General features: G+C 71.4%; 12 protein-coding genes and 1 pseudogene. 2 read left to right on the forward strand and 11 right to left on the reverse strand.

What is annotated here, in order from left to right; translation table 11 throughout:
* Position 1: 1 nt before the first annotated feature.
* From AC6JBM_RS20240 to AC6JBM_RS20280, 9 genes are all read right to left on the reverse strand, one after another.
* Positions 2-733 carry a DUF8175 domain-containg protein gene (locus tag AC6JBM_RS20240; RefSeq protein WP_497985145.1) on the reverse strand — a complete coding sequence of 244 codons (732 nt, stop codon included), beginning with the start codon at positions 731-733 and terminating at the stop codon, positions 2-4.
* A 35-nt stretch (positions 734-768) separates the two neighbouring features.
* On the reverse strand, positions 769-1089 hold the full coding sequence (locus AC6JBM_RS20245) for a hypothetical protein (RefSeq protein ID WP_497985146.1): 321 nt from the start codon (positions 1087-1089) through the stop codon (positions 769-771).
* 54 nt (positions 1090-1143) lie between these two features.
* Positions 1144-1836 (reverse strand): hypothetical protein, encoded by a 693-nt coding sequence (locus AC6JBM_RS20250; protein ID WP_497985147.1) that lies wholly within the window; start codon positions 1834-1836, stop codon positions 1144-1146.
* A gap of 140 nt (positions 1837-1976) precedes the next feature.
* Entirely contained in the window at positions 1977-3617 is a 1641-nt protein-coding gene (locus AC6JBM_RS20255) for a beta-1,3-glucanase family protein (RefSeq protein WP_497985148.1), read from the reverse strand.
* Between the two features lie 2 nt (positions 3618-3619).
* Positions 3620-4648 carry a hypothetical protein gene (locus AC6JBM_RS20260; protein ID WP_497985149.1) on the reverse strand — a complete coding sequence of 343 codons (1029 nt, stop codon included), beginning with the start codon at positions 4646-4648 and terminating at the stop codon, positions 3620-3622.
* Positions 4649-4829: 181 nt separating this feature from the next.
* A complete protein-coding gene (locus AC6JBM_RS20265; RefSeq protein WP_497985150.1) occupies positions 4830-5405 on the reverse strand; it encodes a sigma-70 family RNA polymerase sigma factor in 576 nt (191 codons plus the stop codon).
* An 85-nt stretch (positions 5406-5490) separates the two neighbouring features.
* Positions 5491-5814 (reverse strand): hypothetical protein, encoded by a 324-nt coding sequence (locus AC6JBM_RS20270; protein ID WP_497985151.1) that lies wholly within the window; start codon positions 5812-5814, stop codon positions 5491-5493.
* A gap of 792 nt (positions 5815-6606) precedes the next feature.
* Positions 6607-8592 (reverse strand): hypothetical protein, encoded by a 1986-nt coding sequence (locus tag AC6JBM_RS20275; RefSeq protein WP_497985152.1) that lies wholly within the window; start codon positions 8590-8592, stop codon positions 6607-6609.
* 928 nt (positions 8593-9520) lie between these two features.
* Entirely contained in the window at positions 9521-11944 is a 2424-nt protein-coding gene (locus tag AC6JBM_RS20280) for an ATP-binding protein (protein ID WP_497985153.1), read from the reverse strand.
* A 298-nt stretch (positions 11945-12242) separates the two neighbouring features.
* On the opposite strand from AC6JBM_RS20280, the gene AC6JBM_RS20285 reads away from it, so the two are divergent.
* Together AC6JBM_RS20285 and AC6JBM_RS20290 are read left to right on the forward strand one after the other, a co-directional pair.
* A complete protein-coding gene (locus AC6JBM_RS20285; protein ID WP_497985154.1) occupies positions 12243-13034 on the forward strand; it encodes a leucine-rich repeat domain-containing protein in 792 nt (263 codons plus the stop codon).
* Positions 13035-13152: 118 nt separating this feature from the next.
* Entirely contained in the window at positions 13153-13689 is a 537-nt protein-coding gene (locus tag AC6JBM_RS20290) for a DUF4240 domain-containing protein (protein ID WP_497985155.1), read from the forward strand.
* A 487-nt stretch (positions 13690-14176) separates the two neighbouring features.
* On the opposite strand, the gene AC6JBM_RS20295 is transcribed toward AC6JBM_RS20290, so the two are convergent.
* Positions 14177-14323 carry a hypothetical protein gene (locus tag AC6JBM_RS20295; protein WP_497986776.1) on the reverse strand — a complete coding sequence of 49 codons (147 nt, stop codon included), beginning with the start codon at positions 14321-14323 and terminating at the stop codon, positions 14177-14179.
* A gap of 250 nt (positions 14324-14573) precedes the next feature.
* A pseudogene (locus tag AC6JBM_RS20300) lies at positions 14574-14951 on the reverse strand (alpha/beta fold hydrolase); the annotation flags it as partial.
* Between the last annotated feature and the right edge of the window lie 64 nt (positions 14952-15015).

Below are 15015 nucleotides of genomic sequence, written 5' to 3' on the forward strand. Positions count from 1 at the left end.
GTCACACCTTCCACAGCACGAAGGGGCCCGTCGCGTTCACCTGCGTGGGCGAGCCGTACATGTCGCCGCCCGGCTGCGCCAGGACCTTCCAGTCCCCGCCGTCCCACGCCACCGTCACCTCGACCGTGCCGAAGACACCCGGCGAGGCCTCGATGAGCAGCCGGAGCAACGCCCGCACCGGTCCGTAGGACTGGATCAGGAAGCCGGCGTACTTGGAGGCCGTGTACTGCGCCCCGCCGGAGCGCTGCGACGAGCGTACGAGCTCGAAGATCCTGCGGTTGCCGTCGTCCACCACCTGCTGCTGCACGACGGCCTGCCAGTTGTCGCCGCTCATCTGGCGCAGGATGACGCTGGCGGCCATGACCGCGCCCATCGGCGTGTGGGCGAAGCACCACAGCAGCGGGCCGCTCTCCTGGACCGGGCCGGCCGACGCGGAGAGGGGGGCCGGAGCGCCGTTCAGCTGCCGCCACGTCACGTCGGCCGGCGGCGCGGTGGGCACGGTCTGGTCGGAGTCGTCCGTGTGGCACCCCGCCGGCCGGTCCGCTTCGCCGCTGCCGACGATCACCAATGGTTCGGCCTGCGGCGGACCACCGCCCGACGGGGCCGGGCCGCCCCCGCTCAGCACGGCGATCAGCCCGGCCCCCAGCACCAAGACCAGGAACGCCGCCGAGATGACCCAGGTGGCCTGCCGATAGAACGGCCGTTCGTCGTCGGTGTCGCGGCGAAACCTCATCGGGTGCGCTCCTCTGCCAAGACCCGGCTACGACGTCAGAAGAAGAACTGGATGATCGGGCCGGCGGTCGCCACCAGGATGCAGCCGCCGAGCACCATGCCGAGCCGGCTCATGTGCTCGGAGCTCTCACCCCGCTTGTGCGAGATGGCCATCATCGTGCCGGTGATCAGGACGCCGGCGACGCCCGCGGCGGTGCCGGCCCACGCGACGAGGTTCAGCGCCGTGCCGACGAGGCCGGCGAGCTCCGGGGGTGCGGCCGGGGCGGTCGGCTGCGGGACGCCGACCTTCACGGCCCCGCTCGGCGGCGGATCCTCCAGGAGTGCGGCGGCTGCCCAGAGAGACAGGATGGTGGGCATGATCGCTCCTTCGAACGGGGCACCGGCGCAGTCAATGGATGCCAGGGCCGGGGATCAGACGTAGGGGATGAGCCATTGGACGACCGGGCCTGCGGACAGCCCGGACACGCAGGCCGCGATGACGGTGGCGAGGCCCCGCCAGTGCTCGGACATCTCGCCCGGCTCACCGCGGCGAAGCTGTAGCGCCATGGTCGAGCCGACCACGATGATGCCCAGCACGGCGCAGGCCGAGACGCACCACGCGAGCAGGTTGAGCAGGTTGAGCAGCCCCCCTTTGGAGTCGGCGTACGGCGCGATGGCGGCCATCGAAGGCGCTGGCAGCACGGTCTTCGGCAGGTGGCAGTCGACCTTGGTGGCCTGCACCGTGCCCGTCGTGGTGCACTGGAAGCACCGCGGCTTGTAGTCGTCGCTGCATCCGCCGGCGTCAGTGACGTCATAGTCCTTGTGCGACGGTCCCGCCTGGATGTAGATGTCCAACAGGATCTTGTCGCCGGGCCGGTAGTCGATGGTGTGGCTGACGGTCTTGCGTACCTGGAGGGCGTTGGTGCAGTAGTCCTTGGCCAAGGCGGCCGTCTTGACACAGAAGTGGATCACCTCGGCCGCGTCCTGCTCGAAGTTCACGACGTAGTGGTGCTCGTCGGGGATCGGCTCCGCGGAGGCCGGGGCCGGCACGACGACGCCGGCGCCGACCGCGACGAGCACCAGGGCGACGGCCCGGATCCGCCGCAACGTCGTTCGCATGCCCATGTGTCCTCCTCTCCGGCAGCGCCCCTACAACGGCGCCGGCGGCGCCGCGGTTCTGACGGCGAGGAAAAAGTTGGCGCCGGCATGGCTGCGGGCCCCGGTCCACAGTGGACCGGGGCCCGCGAGCGGCGGACGGGCTGGATTCAGTGGCCGAACGTCAGCCAGCGGATATTGACGTAGTCGGCGGGCTGGGCGCTGGTGAAGGTCAGGTACACGTCGTGGACACCCGTGGTGGGGGCCATGTTGCCGGGGATCGTCCGCCAGGCCTGCCAGCCGCCGGTGTTCGCCACCGCGATCGAGCCCACCGGCGGGCTGAGCACACTGTCCAGCCGGACCTCGACCAGCCCAGAGATCCCGTAACCGGCGCCGGAGGCGGCCCGCACCACGAACTGGGTCGCGGCCTGACGGCCGAAGTCGAGGCCCCTGTAGCAGACCCAGTCACCGTTGGCGATGAACCCGATGTTCTGCCCACCCTCGGACGAGTCCATCGTCCGCACGCCCTGCTGCGTGGTGAAGCCGGCGGCAGCGATCTGCGCATACGCGCCCAGGCCCGGATCGCCCCCACCGGTGCCCGCCGTCCCGCCGGGCCGCGGCACCGGCGCGGCCGGCCCGGGATCGCCGCTGTCGTTGCCCGGGACGTGCTCGCTGCCGAAGGGGGTCAGCGTGATCTGCAGCGAGGACGGTTGGAAGTCCTGGATGTACGAGGCGTTCGGCCCGACATCGTCGAACGGGAACGCGTACACCCGGCCGTCCACCATGTGCCGGTGCAGGATCCGCGCATAGTGGTTGGTGGTGTGGTTCTGGTAGAACGTGCCCTGGTCGGTCACCGGCTGGTTCGGCTGGTCGAGCACCGATCGGTTGAAGCCGGCCCCGACGACGGCCGCCACCGCGCCGCCGGCATTGTTCGGCGCCATGAGGGTACCGGCGCAGAAGAAGACGTCGATCGTGGACGGCTGGGCGAACGAGACAACTCCACCGAAGTCCAGCCAGTCGCCGGTGATCCGGCCCGTCCAGCTCGCGCCGTCGCCCGTCCTGAGCGTCATGGTCGTGCGCTCGTACTGCTTCCAGACATCCTGAATGTAGCCGTCGTAGTAGCTGTCCGAGAACACCCCGGTCTCGATGCCGTGCCCCGGCGCGATGACCCGCAGACCGTCGATGACCAGCCGGCGGAATTCCGGCTGCGCCTGCATCTCGGCGAAGATGGCGTCGCGGCCGCCGTCGGCCAGCCGGCCGGTCGTGGACACGGTGGCCCCGCGCAGCTGCAGGGCCAGCGGGATGCTGAACATGTCGACCATCGTCGTGTTGCAGAACATGCCGCTGTCGTTGTACGTGAACTCGACGAAGTCGTGCAGCACCGAGTAGGACGGGTCGCCCGCCACCCAGCCCGCCGGGTACTGCATAGCCGCCCGCCCGTCGCCGTCGACGACGGCCTTGAACCGCAGCCCGCCGCCGATCGCGAAGTAGATCCGGCCCGACATCCTGGGCAGCGTGTAGGAGGTGTCGCCGTTCGCCGCCAGCCGGACCCCGATATCGAGCTCGCCGACGCCCGAGACCGGGGTGAACACGCCGGGGCGATTCGAGTACCCCATCCTTCCGGACGGGTCGGTGCCGACCACGTACATGGTGATGGCCGAGCTCGCATACCGCGCCGTGTCGTTCACCACGGTGACCGGCAGGCCGTCGGCGGCGTCGGCGCGGGATCGCAGCGCCGAGGCGACCAGCGGCACACCGATCGCGGCCGCACCGGCACCGGCCAGGCCGAGCAATGTCCGTCGCGACAACATGATCAGTTTCCGCTCGGTGTCGAGGTGTGGGCCGGCCGGCCCGGGGTCCTGGCAGGTGTTGCGGTCGCGGCCGCGGTGAGCCGGGGGTCCTGCGAGTAGTACCGGACGGCGACGTTCACGTCCTCGACGAACCGCTGCAGGCCGGGGACCGCGGCGAGGGCGCCGGGCGCCTGGCGGACCGGCGTCGGACCGACCCGGAAGCCGGCCAACGCCAGCTGGTACGGGTCACCGCCGACCTTGCCCAGCTGGCCCACGAGGTCGCACATCGCGGCACCGAGCGTGGCGATCGCCGTGGGCGGGTCCCACGGCGAGTCGCTCGGCTTCGCGTACTGCTGCCACAGATCCGGGGAGAACTGCGCGATCCCCAGCTGCCCCAGCGGCGAACGCTTGTTCGGGTCGAACCCGGAGGACGCCATCAGCTGCGCGGCCACGTGCACCGGCGTCACCTCCGGGCACCGCCGGCCGGCCGCCAGCACCGCGGGAAGATCCGCGTCGGGCACCCGCACGGGCCGCCACGGCCGCGGGCTCGCACCCCGCGACGCCGACGTGCCCGCGGCGTCACCGCGGAACACGGGCTGCCTGGCGTACCAGTTCGCGTAGCGGTTCACAGTGTCCACGTAGGACTGGGCCGCTGCGGGCACACCCTTGGACCGCTTCACCGTGTCGATACCGGTGCGGTAGGCGGCCAGCGCCGCGTCCCACACGTCCGCGGCGATCTGGCTGCTACGCACCTGGCCCACGAGGTCGCACAGGCCGTGCGCGAGCGCGTAGGACCTCGCCTGGGAGTCGTTGGCGTTGGCGCCCGGCCACGGCGCCCACTGCTCGAATTCGGCCGGCGTCATGGCTCCGGCCGCCATCAGCCCCGCCAGCCGCGGACCGGTCAGGTCCCGGCACGACAGGGCGGCGAGTGACAGCGCCTGCGCCGTCGCGTCGGCGATCGGCGGCCCCGCGCGCTCACTGTCGTTCGCGGTGGCGATGCCGAAGCCGATGCACGCGATGATCGCGCTGCCGACGGCCAGCACGCTCGCCACGGCGGCAACTGTCGCCCGGCTGCTGCCCCTGAGAAGTCTGGCCACGCGGCTCACATCCGGTCCCCTTCGGTTCGTCGGTGGCAGGTCCAGGCCCCGACAACGGCGCTCACCCGCCGCCGGTTCACCGCACGCCGGCCGGATCTCGCAACGACCGCCCGCCGTGGCGGCCGACCGGCTCCGGTCAGGCTTCGACCGGGCCGATCAGCCGGCGCAGCGCCACCAGGGCGTAGTGCGCGCGCGACTTGACCGTGCCGGTCGGCACGCCGATCCGCGCCGCCGCCTCGGCCAGCGTCGAGTCGCGAAAGTACAGCTCGATGATCACCCGGCGATGCTCCGGCGACAGGCTGTGCAACGCCTGGCGCACGGTCGCGCCGGTGAGCAGCCGGTCAACCGGATCGCCGGGCCCGGCATGTGAGCCACGCGCCAGGTCGGCCGGGTCGACGGGCCGGACTCGCCGCGCCCGGGCCAGGTCGATGGCCTTGTTGCGGGCGACGGTGAACAGCCAGGGCCGCAGCGACTGGGGCGCCGCGACCAGCTGGTCGATGTGCTTCCAGGCGCTCATGATGGTCTCCTGCACGATGTCCTCGGCCACTGCCTGGTTCTCCGTGTTGAGCCGAAGCAGGTAGAGCAGCAGCGCCGGGGCGTGCACCCGGTAGATCTCGCGCACCAGCCGGTCGGCCGCCGCGCCCCGCTCCGTCCGGGTCTCGACGCAGATCGATTGCAACTCGGGCCTCCTATGGCCGGGAAAACGCACCATAGGCAAAGCGGTGAACGCCGGTCATGAAGCAAAGGGCCTACGCCGGGCCGGCCAGGGCCCATCGCCCGGCCCGGGCATCGGGCGGTCACAGCGTCTTGCCGCGGCTGCGGACCGGGGCCGGGACTCGCCGTGGGACCACGGTGGGAACGGCGCCGCGCCGGTGCGGCCGCGACCCGGATCGCAGGTTCGCGGCGAACGCTCGAATCCGCTGCTCCTCGCCGTACGCGTATTGCCGTTCGCGCCACTCCTGCGCCTCACCGGGATCATTGGGGCGCATCACCGTGTCGTCGCGCTCCTCCTTGGCGGTCCGGGCGGCAGCCTGCGCGACGGCCCCCGACCAGTACTCGGCGCGCGCGGCCGCCGCCCGGTCCCGTGCTTCCTCGGCGCTCATGGCACTGCCCTGACTCATCGCGGCCCTCCCGGGAACGGCGCTCGGGTGCGCGTACCACAACGTTGATGCGCGCGATCGGTTCACGGTTGCGCGGAATTTCCTCGGACACCATCGACGGCGACCGGGCCGGGCCTGAGTCGAAGGGCCCATTGACACCCGGCCGCGTACCTATCCCCGCCGCGGCCGGCGGCGCACCGGGCAAACTGTTAGCACAGCTGTAATATCCTGACGGTGCGCCGCCGGGACGGGTTTCCGGTCTCTTCCACCGAGGACGCCGTCGCCGCGCTCGACGAGCCGCTGCGTTCCCAGGTCGGACGCGCTCTCGAAACCTGGCGTTGACGGTCACATTCGTCGCTGCCAGCGACGCCGAACGCCTCGGCCACGACCCCGCCGCTCTCATGCCTGGGGGGTCAAGGGGTCGTGGGTTCAAATCCCGCCGTCCCGACGTTGCAAAAGGCCAGCTTAGCTGGCCTTTTTGTTGGCGTCCGACGATGCAGTAATCGTCGCGCGACACGAGTTTTGTCCCGTACGGGCGTACTGTTACCCATCCCCCAGCGCCTTGAGCCGACACGTACGCCCGTACTGTGATCACCAGGAGCAGTCCACCTCGCACCGGACGCGCAGCGGCACGTTCTATGAGCACCCCCAATGATCGCCGGCGCCCGTACAGGGTCGAACCACGCACCTGATCATGGTTACCGGATCTGGCGATGAGAGCGAGCGTTCCGCCCTTTCGAGACCGCTATCGCCGCGTTCAGGTTTCACGGGTGCCGGCCTGCCCTGGCGGCCAGGCGCACCGCGTCGTGGGGGTCAGCGCCCGGCCAGCGTCGCGGCCGCGGCACGCAGATCGGCGCGGAGCCGTTCGTCGCGCCAGGCCATCTCGGGCCAATCGAAGTCAATGCGCATAGCTCGGTCCTGCTCGGCCAGTTGGGTCAGCCGCGGGACCGCTGTGGTGGCGCCGATCGTCACCAGGGCCGATACGGCTTCGAACGGCCAGACGCCGTCCTCGATGGTGTCGAGCAGAACCGGCACCAGATCGGGTGCGGGCCGGCCCAGCCGCCAGAGCGCCTCGGCGATGGCGGCCTTGCCCCAGTGCCCGCGGCGGCCGAAGGAGATGCTCAGGTCGTCTACGAGCTCAGTCCAGCCCAGTTCGGCGATGAGCGCCGCAGCCTGGCTGGCGGGCGCTTCGCCGAAGTGCAGGATCGCGCGGACGTTGGCCAGCACCTCGGACGGGGGATGCCGCCCGTCACCGGTCATGACGGCGAGGAACCTGGCTGCGGCCAGTTGTGCCTCGTGCACCATGGGCGGCAAATCCCAGTTCTGCTGCTGCCACTCCCACAGGGTCGGCAGCAGCTCCGGCAATTCCAGACCGACATCTGCGGCCATCGTCAACCCGCGGGTGATCTCACGCCATCGCGGCGCTGCCCGCGCCGCCTGGATCGCCTCGACGACAACGGACCGGTCATGCGTCCGCCGCCAGTACGCGAACGCCGGCTCCGCGAAGCCCTCCGCCGCCAACTCCTGTAGCGCGGGCAGGTCGACCGGATCGGCGGCGTCCAGCCCCTCAAGCGCCCAGGCGATCTCCTTCGGCGCTAGCCCGCGGGCCGCGCGTAGTTGCGACGTCAGGGCGGAGGCCCGCGCGCCCATCGGCCTCACTCGATGGGCCAGCATCGCGACGACCCGTGCTTCGCCGGCCGCGGTGGCCCGTTCCAGTTCGACGCGGAATGCGTCGAACTGCGCTGGCGTCAGGTCCAACCACCAATTGTCGTTCCACCCGCCGAACGGTACCCAGCGCGGGTCTCCAAGTTCGCCCAGCACCCGGATCGCCTTCTGGCGTGCGTCCGGTGGGGTCTCGGCGGAGGCCGCCGCCTGGGCGAGGCCGTCGGCCCACGGTACGGCGGCCGCGCCGGTCGCCGCGATCGCGTCGATGGCGGCCGCGCGCAGCCGCGGGTCGGCGTCGAGGAGCAGCCGCCCGGCCCACGATGCCAGCCACGCCCGGGCCGGGCGGTGCCAACGGGCGCAGTCCTCGACCGCCCGCAGCAGGTGTACCGTCAACGGCAGCGCATCGAGCAGCATGCGGCCGACCTCACCGTCCACCGTGCACAGCAGGTCCGCGAGCGTCGAGGAGCGGCAGCGCAGCCAGTCGGCCGGTACCTCCGCGTCGGCCGCCAGCGCCGCCGCGACCACCGGCAGCGCGCCGTCCGGCCACGGCACGCCGGCCCGGGCACCGGCCAGCGCCGCCGCGACCACGACCGTGGGGTCCTCCGCCTGGGCCGCGGCCAGCGTATCCACGGCCTCCGCGCCGAGCCCCAGCAGCAGCGCCGCCCGCACGCCCAGCTCGGTCTCCACGGCCAGCCTGCGCCGCAACAGGCTCGGGTCGACGCCGGCATGGGTCAGCGCATACACGGCCGAGACCCGAACCGCCGCGTCCGGGTCGTCCAGCAGCGGTGCGATCGTCGCCGCCTGAGCCCGCAGCGCGGAGCCCGCCTCGGGCGACGCCCGCAGCGGACGCTCCGGGTCGGCCGCGCGGCCCGCTGCGGACAGCGCCGTGGCCCGCTCGTGCGGCGCCGAGCAGGCCAGCGCCACGAAGTGCGGCACCGCCGCAGCGATCACGGGTGCGAGCCGGTCCGGCGCCGGGAAGCGGGGAGTCACGCGGAAGAGACACTTCAGGATGCGCTCCCAGGCCGCACGGGCTTCCTCGGCGGACGCCGATGCCGCGCTCTCGAGCATCTCCGGCACGTCGTCGTAGTCGGCACCCCATGCGTCGTCTGGCGACGGCCGCTGCGTTGGCTGCACCGGCGCAGCATACTTTCGATGCCGTACCCAACCACGCTGACCGGGGCTTCGTCGGGCAGACACCGCCACCTGCTCGACCAGATCCAGGCGTCGCAAGCCCTCGCGCTCCACGGGCACGCCGTGACACCAGCCCCGTCGGGTGGCCAGCCGAGCGTCGCTGGAGGCCGAACTGGGCAACGCCCAAGGCCAGCTCGCACGCCAGGCCGGGCAAATCCGCCAGTTCGCTTGATCCGATCGTTACGAATCGTGACATCCCGAACCGGTGGATCGGCATGCGGACATGCCGATGATCGCGCACCGGATGCGTCGGTCACTGGGCGGTTCAGCCTGTCTCGGACGGTCGGCGGGCTTCGAAGAGGAATCCGGCGGTTCACCGTCCGGACGCCGAAGCCCGGGGCGTCGGCGAGCCGTTCGAGGGTGTCTCAGTTCCGCGTGCCGAGCCGCTGCGAGATGCTCGCTGACGGCGGGCTCTGGGCTGACGGCGCCGTCGGGCGGCCGACGCGGTGACGTCAGTGACAACTGTCGTTGCTGTGCAGTACAACTAGTATGCGACGGCCGGATTGACGTTCAACGACCTCGAGGGCATCGGCCTGAGTCCCGCAGCCCCGATAGCCGTCCCCCCACGCCCGCCGGCGGCAGGCCGGCGTTGCTCCCGTTCTCGGAATGTAGGCCCGATGAATCCGACGCCGTCGGGCATACGTGCGGTAATGACCAGCCAGACATGAGTCGGTAACTGCAGCGCACGGCCACACTCATAGCCGCTGGGCGCGCGACGGCGTCCGGCCGCCACGTCACGCTTGGAGAGCCGAGAGCTGGCGGCCCGGCGCTCGCTCGTGCCGAGAAGAGCGCACCCGATCAAGGCATCCGACGGTCGAGCGCAAGCCAAAAGCTCCACATTGCTCGATGTTTGCAGCGGCGAAGCCTGCGCTCATCGGCGCCGGGTGGTCTTGTCCCCGGGTGTGGCGGTCGCAAGGACTTCGTCGGCGATGGCCGTGACGACGGACGGATGGCGGTGCGGCAGCAGGTCGACGTACGCCGCCCACGGCCCGGTGCACAGCGCCTCACCGACGAGGTGCGGGGCGCGGTCCGGTGGTGCCACGTCGGCCAGGGCGACCAGCACCCGCGCCGATGGGCCCGGGTCCGGGATCGCGCGGCTGAGCGCCTCGGCGTGATCCGGCCTTCCGGTCGCGATCGCGAAGCGGGCGACGGCCACGAGCGCGTTGGAGCGGGCATGGTCGTTCGTGATGTCATGGGCGAAGGCTTCCGCCAGCGCGGCCGATGTGTGCATCCGGTCGTCCGCGCCGCACCGCCGGTAGATTTCGGCCGCCATCAGGTGCGCCTGAGCCGGCAAGTAGAGGTCCTGCGTCGCAACGGCCAGGCCGGTGATGTCATCGGCGAGGCCTTCCGCGCGGGCCGTGTCACCACGTTCGACGGCCGCCAGCGCGATCCCCGACAGCGCCTCACACCGGCACTGCTCGTGCTCGATGATGGAGACCAGACCGGTGGCGTGGTCGAGGTCGCCTACGGCGGCGAACGTTCTGACCACCGTGACACGCTCGTCATCCAGCTCCAAGCCGTCGATCTCGATCCGGTCGAGGAGTGTCCGGGCCCGGGCGATGTCACCAGCGGACGCGTAGGCGACGGCGACGGCGGCCAGGGATTCGGCGTCGGTACCGGCCTGCTGTTCGGCATCGCGCAGCAGATCTCCGGTACGCTGCGGGCCGTCGGCGGCGATGGACGCGAGGGCCTGCGTCTGCCAGTACGGCCCGAGCGCGGCGCGGGCGACCGCCTCCGCGCGCGTCGAATCACCGCTCGCCGCGGCCGCTTGCGTGGCCTGGGCGACGGCCAGCTCCCGCCGGCCCTTGACGACGATCAGCGCGGCGACGCTCAACGACCGGTCGAGGTCCCCGGTGGCGGCGACCGCCTCGGTCAGGGCGACGAGCCCCAGCTCCCGGTCGGTCGACGGGACCGGGCTGTCGTCGGTCCACGCGGCACGCTCGGCCTCGTACAGCAGCGCGGTCGCGTGTCCGGTGTCGCCGGCCTCCGCAACGGCCCACGCGGCATGGGCGAGCGCCTCCGCCCGGTCGCGGGCACGGCGCAAGGCGCGGATCAGCGCGAGACCCCTGTCCGCGCGTCCGGCCCGCACCAGGGCGACCCCGACGTCCTTGACCGCGTCGCCGGATGGGCCGAGGGCGGCCACCGCCTCGTCGAGCAGCGCGGTGGCGGTTCCGGGCTCACCCAAGCCGATCAGTTCGTGGGCAATGTTCGCGAGGGCCTGAGCACGCTGGTCGGCGGCCGTGATCGACCGGGCGATGTCCCCGGCCCGCGGCAGGTCCCCACCGGCGGCGGCCTCCCCCGCGACCTCGGCCAGGACCACCTCCCCGAAGGACCCGTCGATGAGTGCGGCGAGCGCCACGGCCCGGTCCGTCGCGCCGGACCGCGCGGCGGCACGGGCGACGTAGGAGAGGGCCGTCTGTGCGTTCCAGTCGTCGGCCGGCTCGATGCGACGCGCGACCGTCTCGGCGTCGTCGAGGTCACCCGCGGTCGCCAGCGCGAACGCGATCGCGGACAAGGCACTCGCGCGGGAAGCGGCCTCGGGGAGGGTGTCGACAAGGGCCGCGGCGCGGCGGATCATGCCCCGGGCCCGGTCCCGGCAGCCCGCATCCGCCGCGACGCGGGCCGCATGGCTGAGGCTGGAGATCTGGGAGATCGGCCACTGCTCCAGCGCGGACAGCCGCTCCGCCTCCGCGAGCAGCGCATCGACCTCCGCCGGGTCGACGAGGCCGGCAACGGCGGCGGCGACGCCGAGCACGGTGTGACGGCGGCGGTCGGGGTCGGTCACCGCCCACGCCATCGCGACCGCCTCGGCAACCATGGCCTTCGCACGGTCCGGCCGGCCGGTGTCCGCCATGACCCCGGCCAGCTTCGCCAGGTCGACCGGCGCCGGCTCGGCCTGCCGGCCCGAGCGGACGACAGCCTCGGCGCGATCGACGTTGCCGAGCCGGACCCACATCGCCGGGATGCCGGGCGGCACGTACGGGCGGCTCGCCAGCAACGCCTCCCGGTGGACCGCGACCCGGGCGATCAGGCCGAGATCGACGGGGTGCCGGTCGAGTAGCAGCTGTTGCGCGGCGGTCATCTCCGCCAGCGCGGCACCGATGCCGCCGGTTCGCTCGCGCAGCCGGTGGTGACGGCCGCTGTCGGTGGCGCAGCCGGCCATCCGCTCCAGGTCGTTCGTGCCGCGGAGCAGTCCGAAGTAGCCGTGGAGCAGGTCCTCGGGTGTGTCATCGGGCCAGCCGCGGTCGCGGTAGCCGTCGGCACGAGCGTGCGCGTCGGTCAGGTCGCGGAGCATGGCTGACTGTACGACGCCGCAAACGCTTGCCATGCTTTCGAGTCGCCGGCGCATCCCACGCCGGCCCGAATCCGGCTGCAGCCGCGCGCACATCTGCCGCGATGCATGCACGCTACGCGGCGGGATGCTGGCCGAGCCGGCAGGTGCGGAGCTGCCGAATTGGGTGTAGTGAACGAGTCGGCACGGCGGACGCCGTTGGTGTTCGAACGCAATCCGCGCTCGCGCTGCCTCGTGCCGGCCGGCCGCGCGCCTGGCCGTGGGCGTCGGGGAGGCGGCGATCTCCGCGTAGGCTCGGGTCGTGACTGACTCGATGCCCGGCGCGTCGCGGGTCTTCGGTAACCGGTTCGCGGTCGATGCCTCCGGCCGAAGCCGGCGCGTCGACGAGGCGTGTTTCCGGCAGCCAAACACACGGGTTCGATTTCATGGAGAACGCCAGGACACTGCTTCGCCCGGTTGGCGCCGGCTGTTGGAGTTGATCGACGAGGCGGTGGAGGACGGTCGTGAGGTGTTCCGGCCGCTGGTCGACCTCACCCCGCTCGAGCGGGCCGACCTTGTCACGCTGCCGCCCACCATCGCGAAGCTCACGCGGGTCCGTCATCTCGTGCTGTACGGCAGTCCACTCGTTCGGGTTCCTCCGGAGATCGGTGCGATGGCGAGCCTGGAGGTGTTCGAGCCGTACACCTCGTACGCGTTGCACTGGTTCCCTTTGGAGCTGACGAGGTGTGCGAATCTGGGCAGGAGCACCGTCAGCACGCGGGCCCTCTACGGCAACTACAAGTACCGATACGACTTTCCGCAGCTCCAACCAGAGGGCGCACTGGCCAAGGTTCCCAATCGCGACGATCTTGATCCGCAGATCTGGGGCGCCGAGACGATCCGGAGTTGTAGCGTCTGCGACGGGCCGATCGAACCGGTACGGTTCCGACAGGTATGGATCTCCCTTCGGGTCGCAACCGACGTGTTGCCGCTGCTGGTCAACGCCTGTTCCGAAAACTGCGTCCGCGCGCTTCCGGACCCACCCGAGGGCTACGTGGCCACGACGCATCAGGGTGGCCGCTACGTCCCCCAACCTGAGCCCTCCCATCGGTGATGAGGCGGGCAGCGCACACCAACATGCGGCCGGTCGAGCGCTGATGGACGGGCCGGTGCTCCGGTGTCCGCTGCGGCGGCGGTAACCGCTCGAGGGTCACCTGGGAGGATCGTGCGCTATGAGCGTGGACAGGTTTTGGAGCGTTGTGGAGCAGGCCCTGGCTGCAGCGGAGGACCGGTTCGACGCTGAGGAGGTGGCGCAGCGAACGCTGTCGCTCCTGGTCGGACTGCCGGCGGCCGAGGTGGCGGCGTTGGCGCAGCCGCTATGGGACCTCCGTGCGGTCTCGTATCGGTGGGATCTCTGGGGCGCCGCGTATCTGCTGAATGGCGGCTGTTCCGATGACGGCTTCGAGTACTTCCGCGGCTGGCTGATCGCCCAGGGCCGTGCGGTGTTCGATCAGGCGCTGGGCAATCCCGACGTTCTCGCGGATCTGCCCTCCGTTCGCGGCGCAGCCGAGACCGAGGACCCGTTCGACTTCGAGTGTGAGTCGATGTACGGCGTGGTTTGGGACGCCTATCAGGTCCTCACTGGGACGATGGACTTGCCCGAGCCGGTCGGTGGCGGTTACCCGCCGTTGGAGCCGACGTGGGACTTCGACGACGAACGACAGGTGCGGCATCGGCTGCCGCACCTGGCCGCGCTACTGCTGGACTGACCATGCCGACCTCACGCCATCGGCCGCGCCCGCATCGCGACAGCGTGCCTCACCGCGACGCGCGGCGAAAAGCCCGACATGAGCCATAAACTTCAACGGAAGATCATGGCATCCGGATTTGCCGCTGAGTTTGCGCGCCGCCTCAGCTCCTGAGGATCGCCTCAAGTTGCTGAGGTCCGGTGTGGATCAGGATGACGTTGGCGCGCAGTTCGTCGGGGCATCGGCCTGCGAGCGCAGGAAGTCGGCCCAGGTGCTGCCGGCGCGCTCGGGCGCCGGGGTCGATCACGGCCTCTCGCAAGATCTCTCACACCGTGGACGCGGCGACCTTGATGCCCAACACGAGTAGTTCGCCGTGCAGGCGACGGTATCCCCAGGCTGGATTCTCTCGCGCCAGCCACAGCACCAGGGCGCGAATCGAGTGTACGGTCCGCGGCCGGCCCGGCCGTTTGAGTCGAGACCGGGCCGCGTGGCGGCGTGCGATCAGGTCTCAGTGCCAGCGCAGGACGGTGTCCGGGCGCACCAGCAGCCGCAACCGCCGCAGCGCGTTGAGCGGGAGCCGGTGCAGCAAAGCCGCCAGGAACGCCCGATCGCTCGGTTCGAACCGGGGCCTGTCGTTGCCGAGTTGCCGCTCCAACACGGCGATCTAATGGCGCAAGGCCAGGATCTCCACGTCCTTGTCCCGGTTGCTCATCGGTAGTAGGCGCAGCATGGCGAACGCGTTCGTCACGGCCAGGTACGTCAGTCGCAGTAGCACGGTCGATCAGGGCCTCGGCGGACCGCTCCGTGATGCCCAGCCGCTCGCCGATCTCGCGGTTGGTGCACCAATGCGCGGTGAGCGCCGGCGAGGCCCCGCGGTGCCGCCCCGGCAGCCCGAGGAACCGCCGGATCGTCCGGGTCAGCGCGGGCGCGTCGCCGATGTACGGTGGTTGGGAGCGCCCGTCGACCGCCACGAACCGCGCCCCGGGTATGCCGTCGGCGAGCCGCCGCCCCTCTACGAGCGGCGCCGCCCGGTCCCGCTCCCGATGCACGACGAGCGTGGGCGCGGCGATGCGCGGCAGCACCTCGCGCAGGCGGTCTCGACATCGGCGGCCTCCGCTGGTACCGCACGAACGCCGCCGCGTGCCCGCGTCCGCATCCGGCGCGAAGATGTCGGCAAGCAGCCCGGACGCGAGCCCCCAGCGCTGCCGCACCAGCCCGAGCACGTGCGTCTGGATCTCGGGCGCGGCGACGTCGGCGCCGTTGGCCCAGCCGCCGTACAGCACCAGCCGCTGCGTCCGTTCCGGATGCCGCGGTTGTTGGTCGGAGTCTCCGACCAACTCCCGTTCG

Source organism: Dactylosporangium thailandense (assembly GCF_059739745.1).

Coding starts and splice junctions, on each gene's coding strand:
- AC6JBM_RS20245 (WP_497985146.1), bottom strand. CDS start 1,089: ATGCCCACCATCCTGTCTCTCTGGGCAGCCGCCGCACTCCTGGAGGAT.
- AC6JBM_RS20270 (WP_497985151.1), bottom strand. CDS start 5,814: ATGAGTCAGGGCAGTGCCATGAGCGCCGAGGAAGCACGGGACCGGGCG.
- AC6JBM_RS20240 (WP_497985145.1), bottom strand. CDS start 733: ATGAGGTTTCGCCGCGACACCGACGACGAACGGCCGTTCTATCGGCAG.
- AC6JBM_RS20250 (WP_497985147.1), bottom strand. CDS start 1,836: ATGGGCATGCGAACGACGTTGCGGCGGATCCGGGCCGTCGCCCTGGTG.
- AC6JBM_RS20290 (WP_497985155.1), top strand. CDS start 13,153: ATGAGCGTGGACAGGTTTTGGAGCGTTGTGGAGCAGGCCCTGGCTGCA.
- AC6JBM_RS20265 (WP_497985150.1), bottom strand. CDS start 5,405: ATGGTGCGTTTTCCCGGCCATAGGAGGCCCGAGTTGCAATCGATCTGC.
- AC6JBM_RS20280 (WP_497985153.1), bottom strand. CDS start 11,944: ATGCTCCGCGACCTGACCGACGCGCACGCTCGTGCCGACGGCTACCGC.
- AC6JBM_RS20255 (WP_497985148.1), bottom strand. CDS start 3,617: ATGTTGTCGCGACGGACATTGCTCGGCCTGGCCGGTGCCGGTGCGGCC.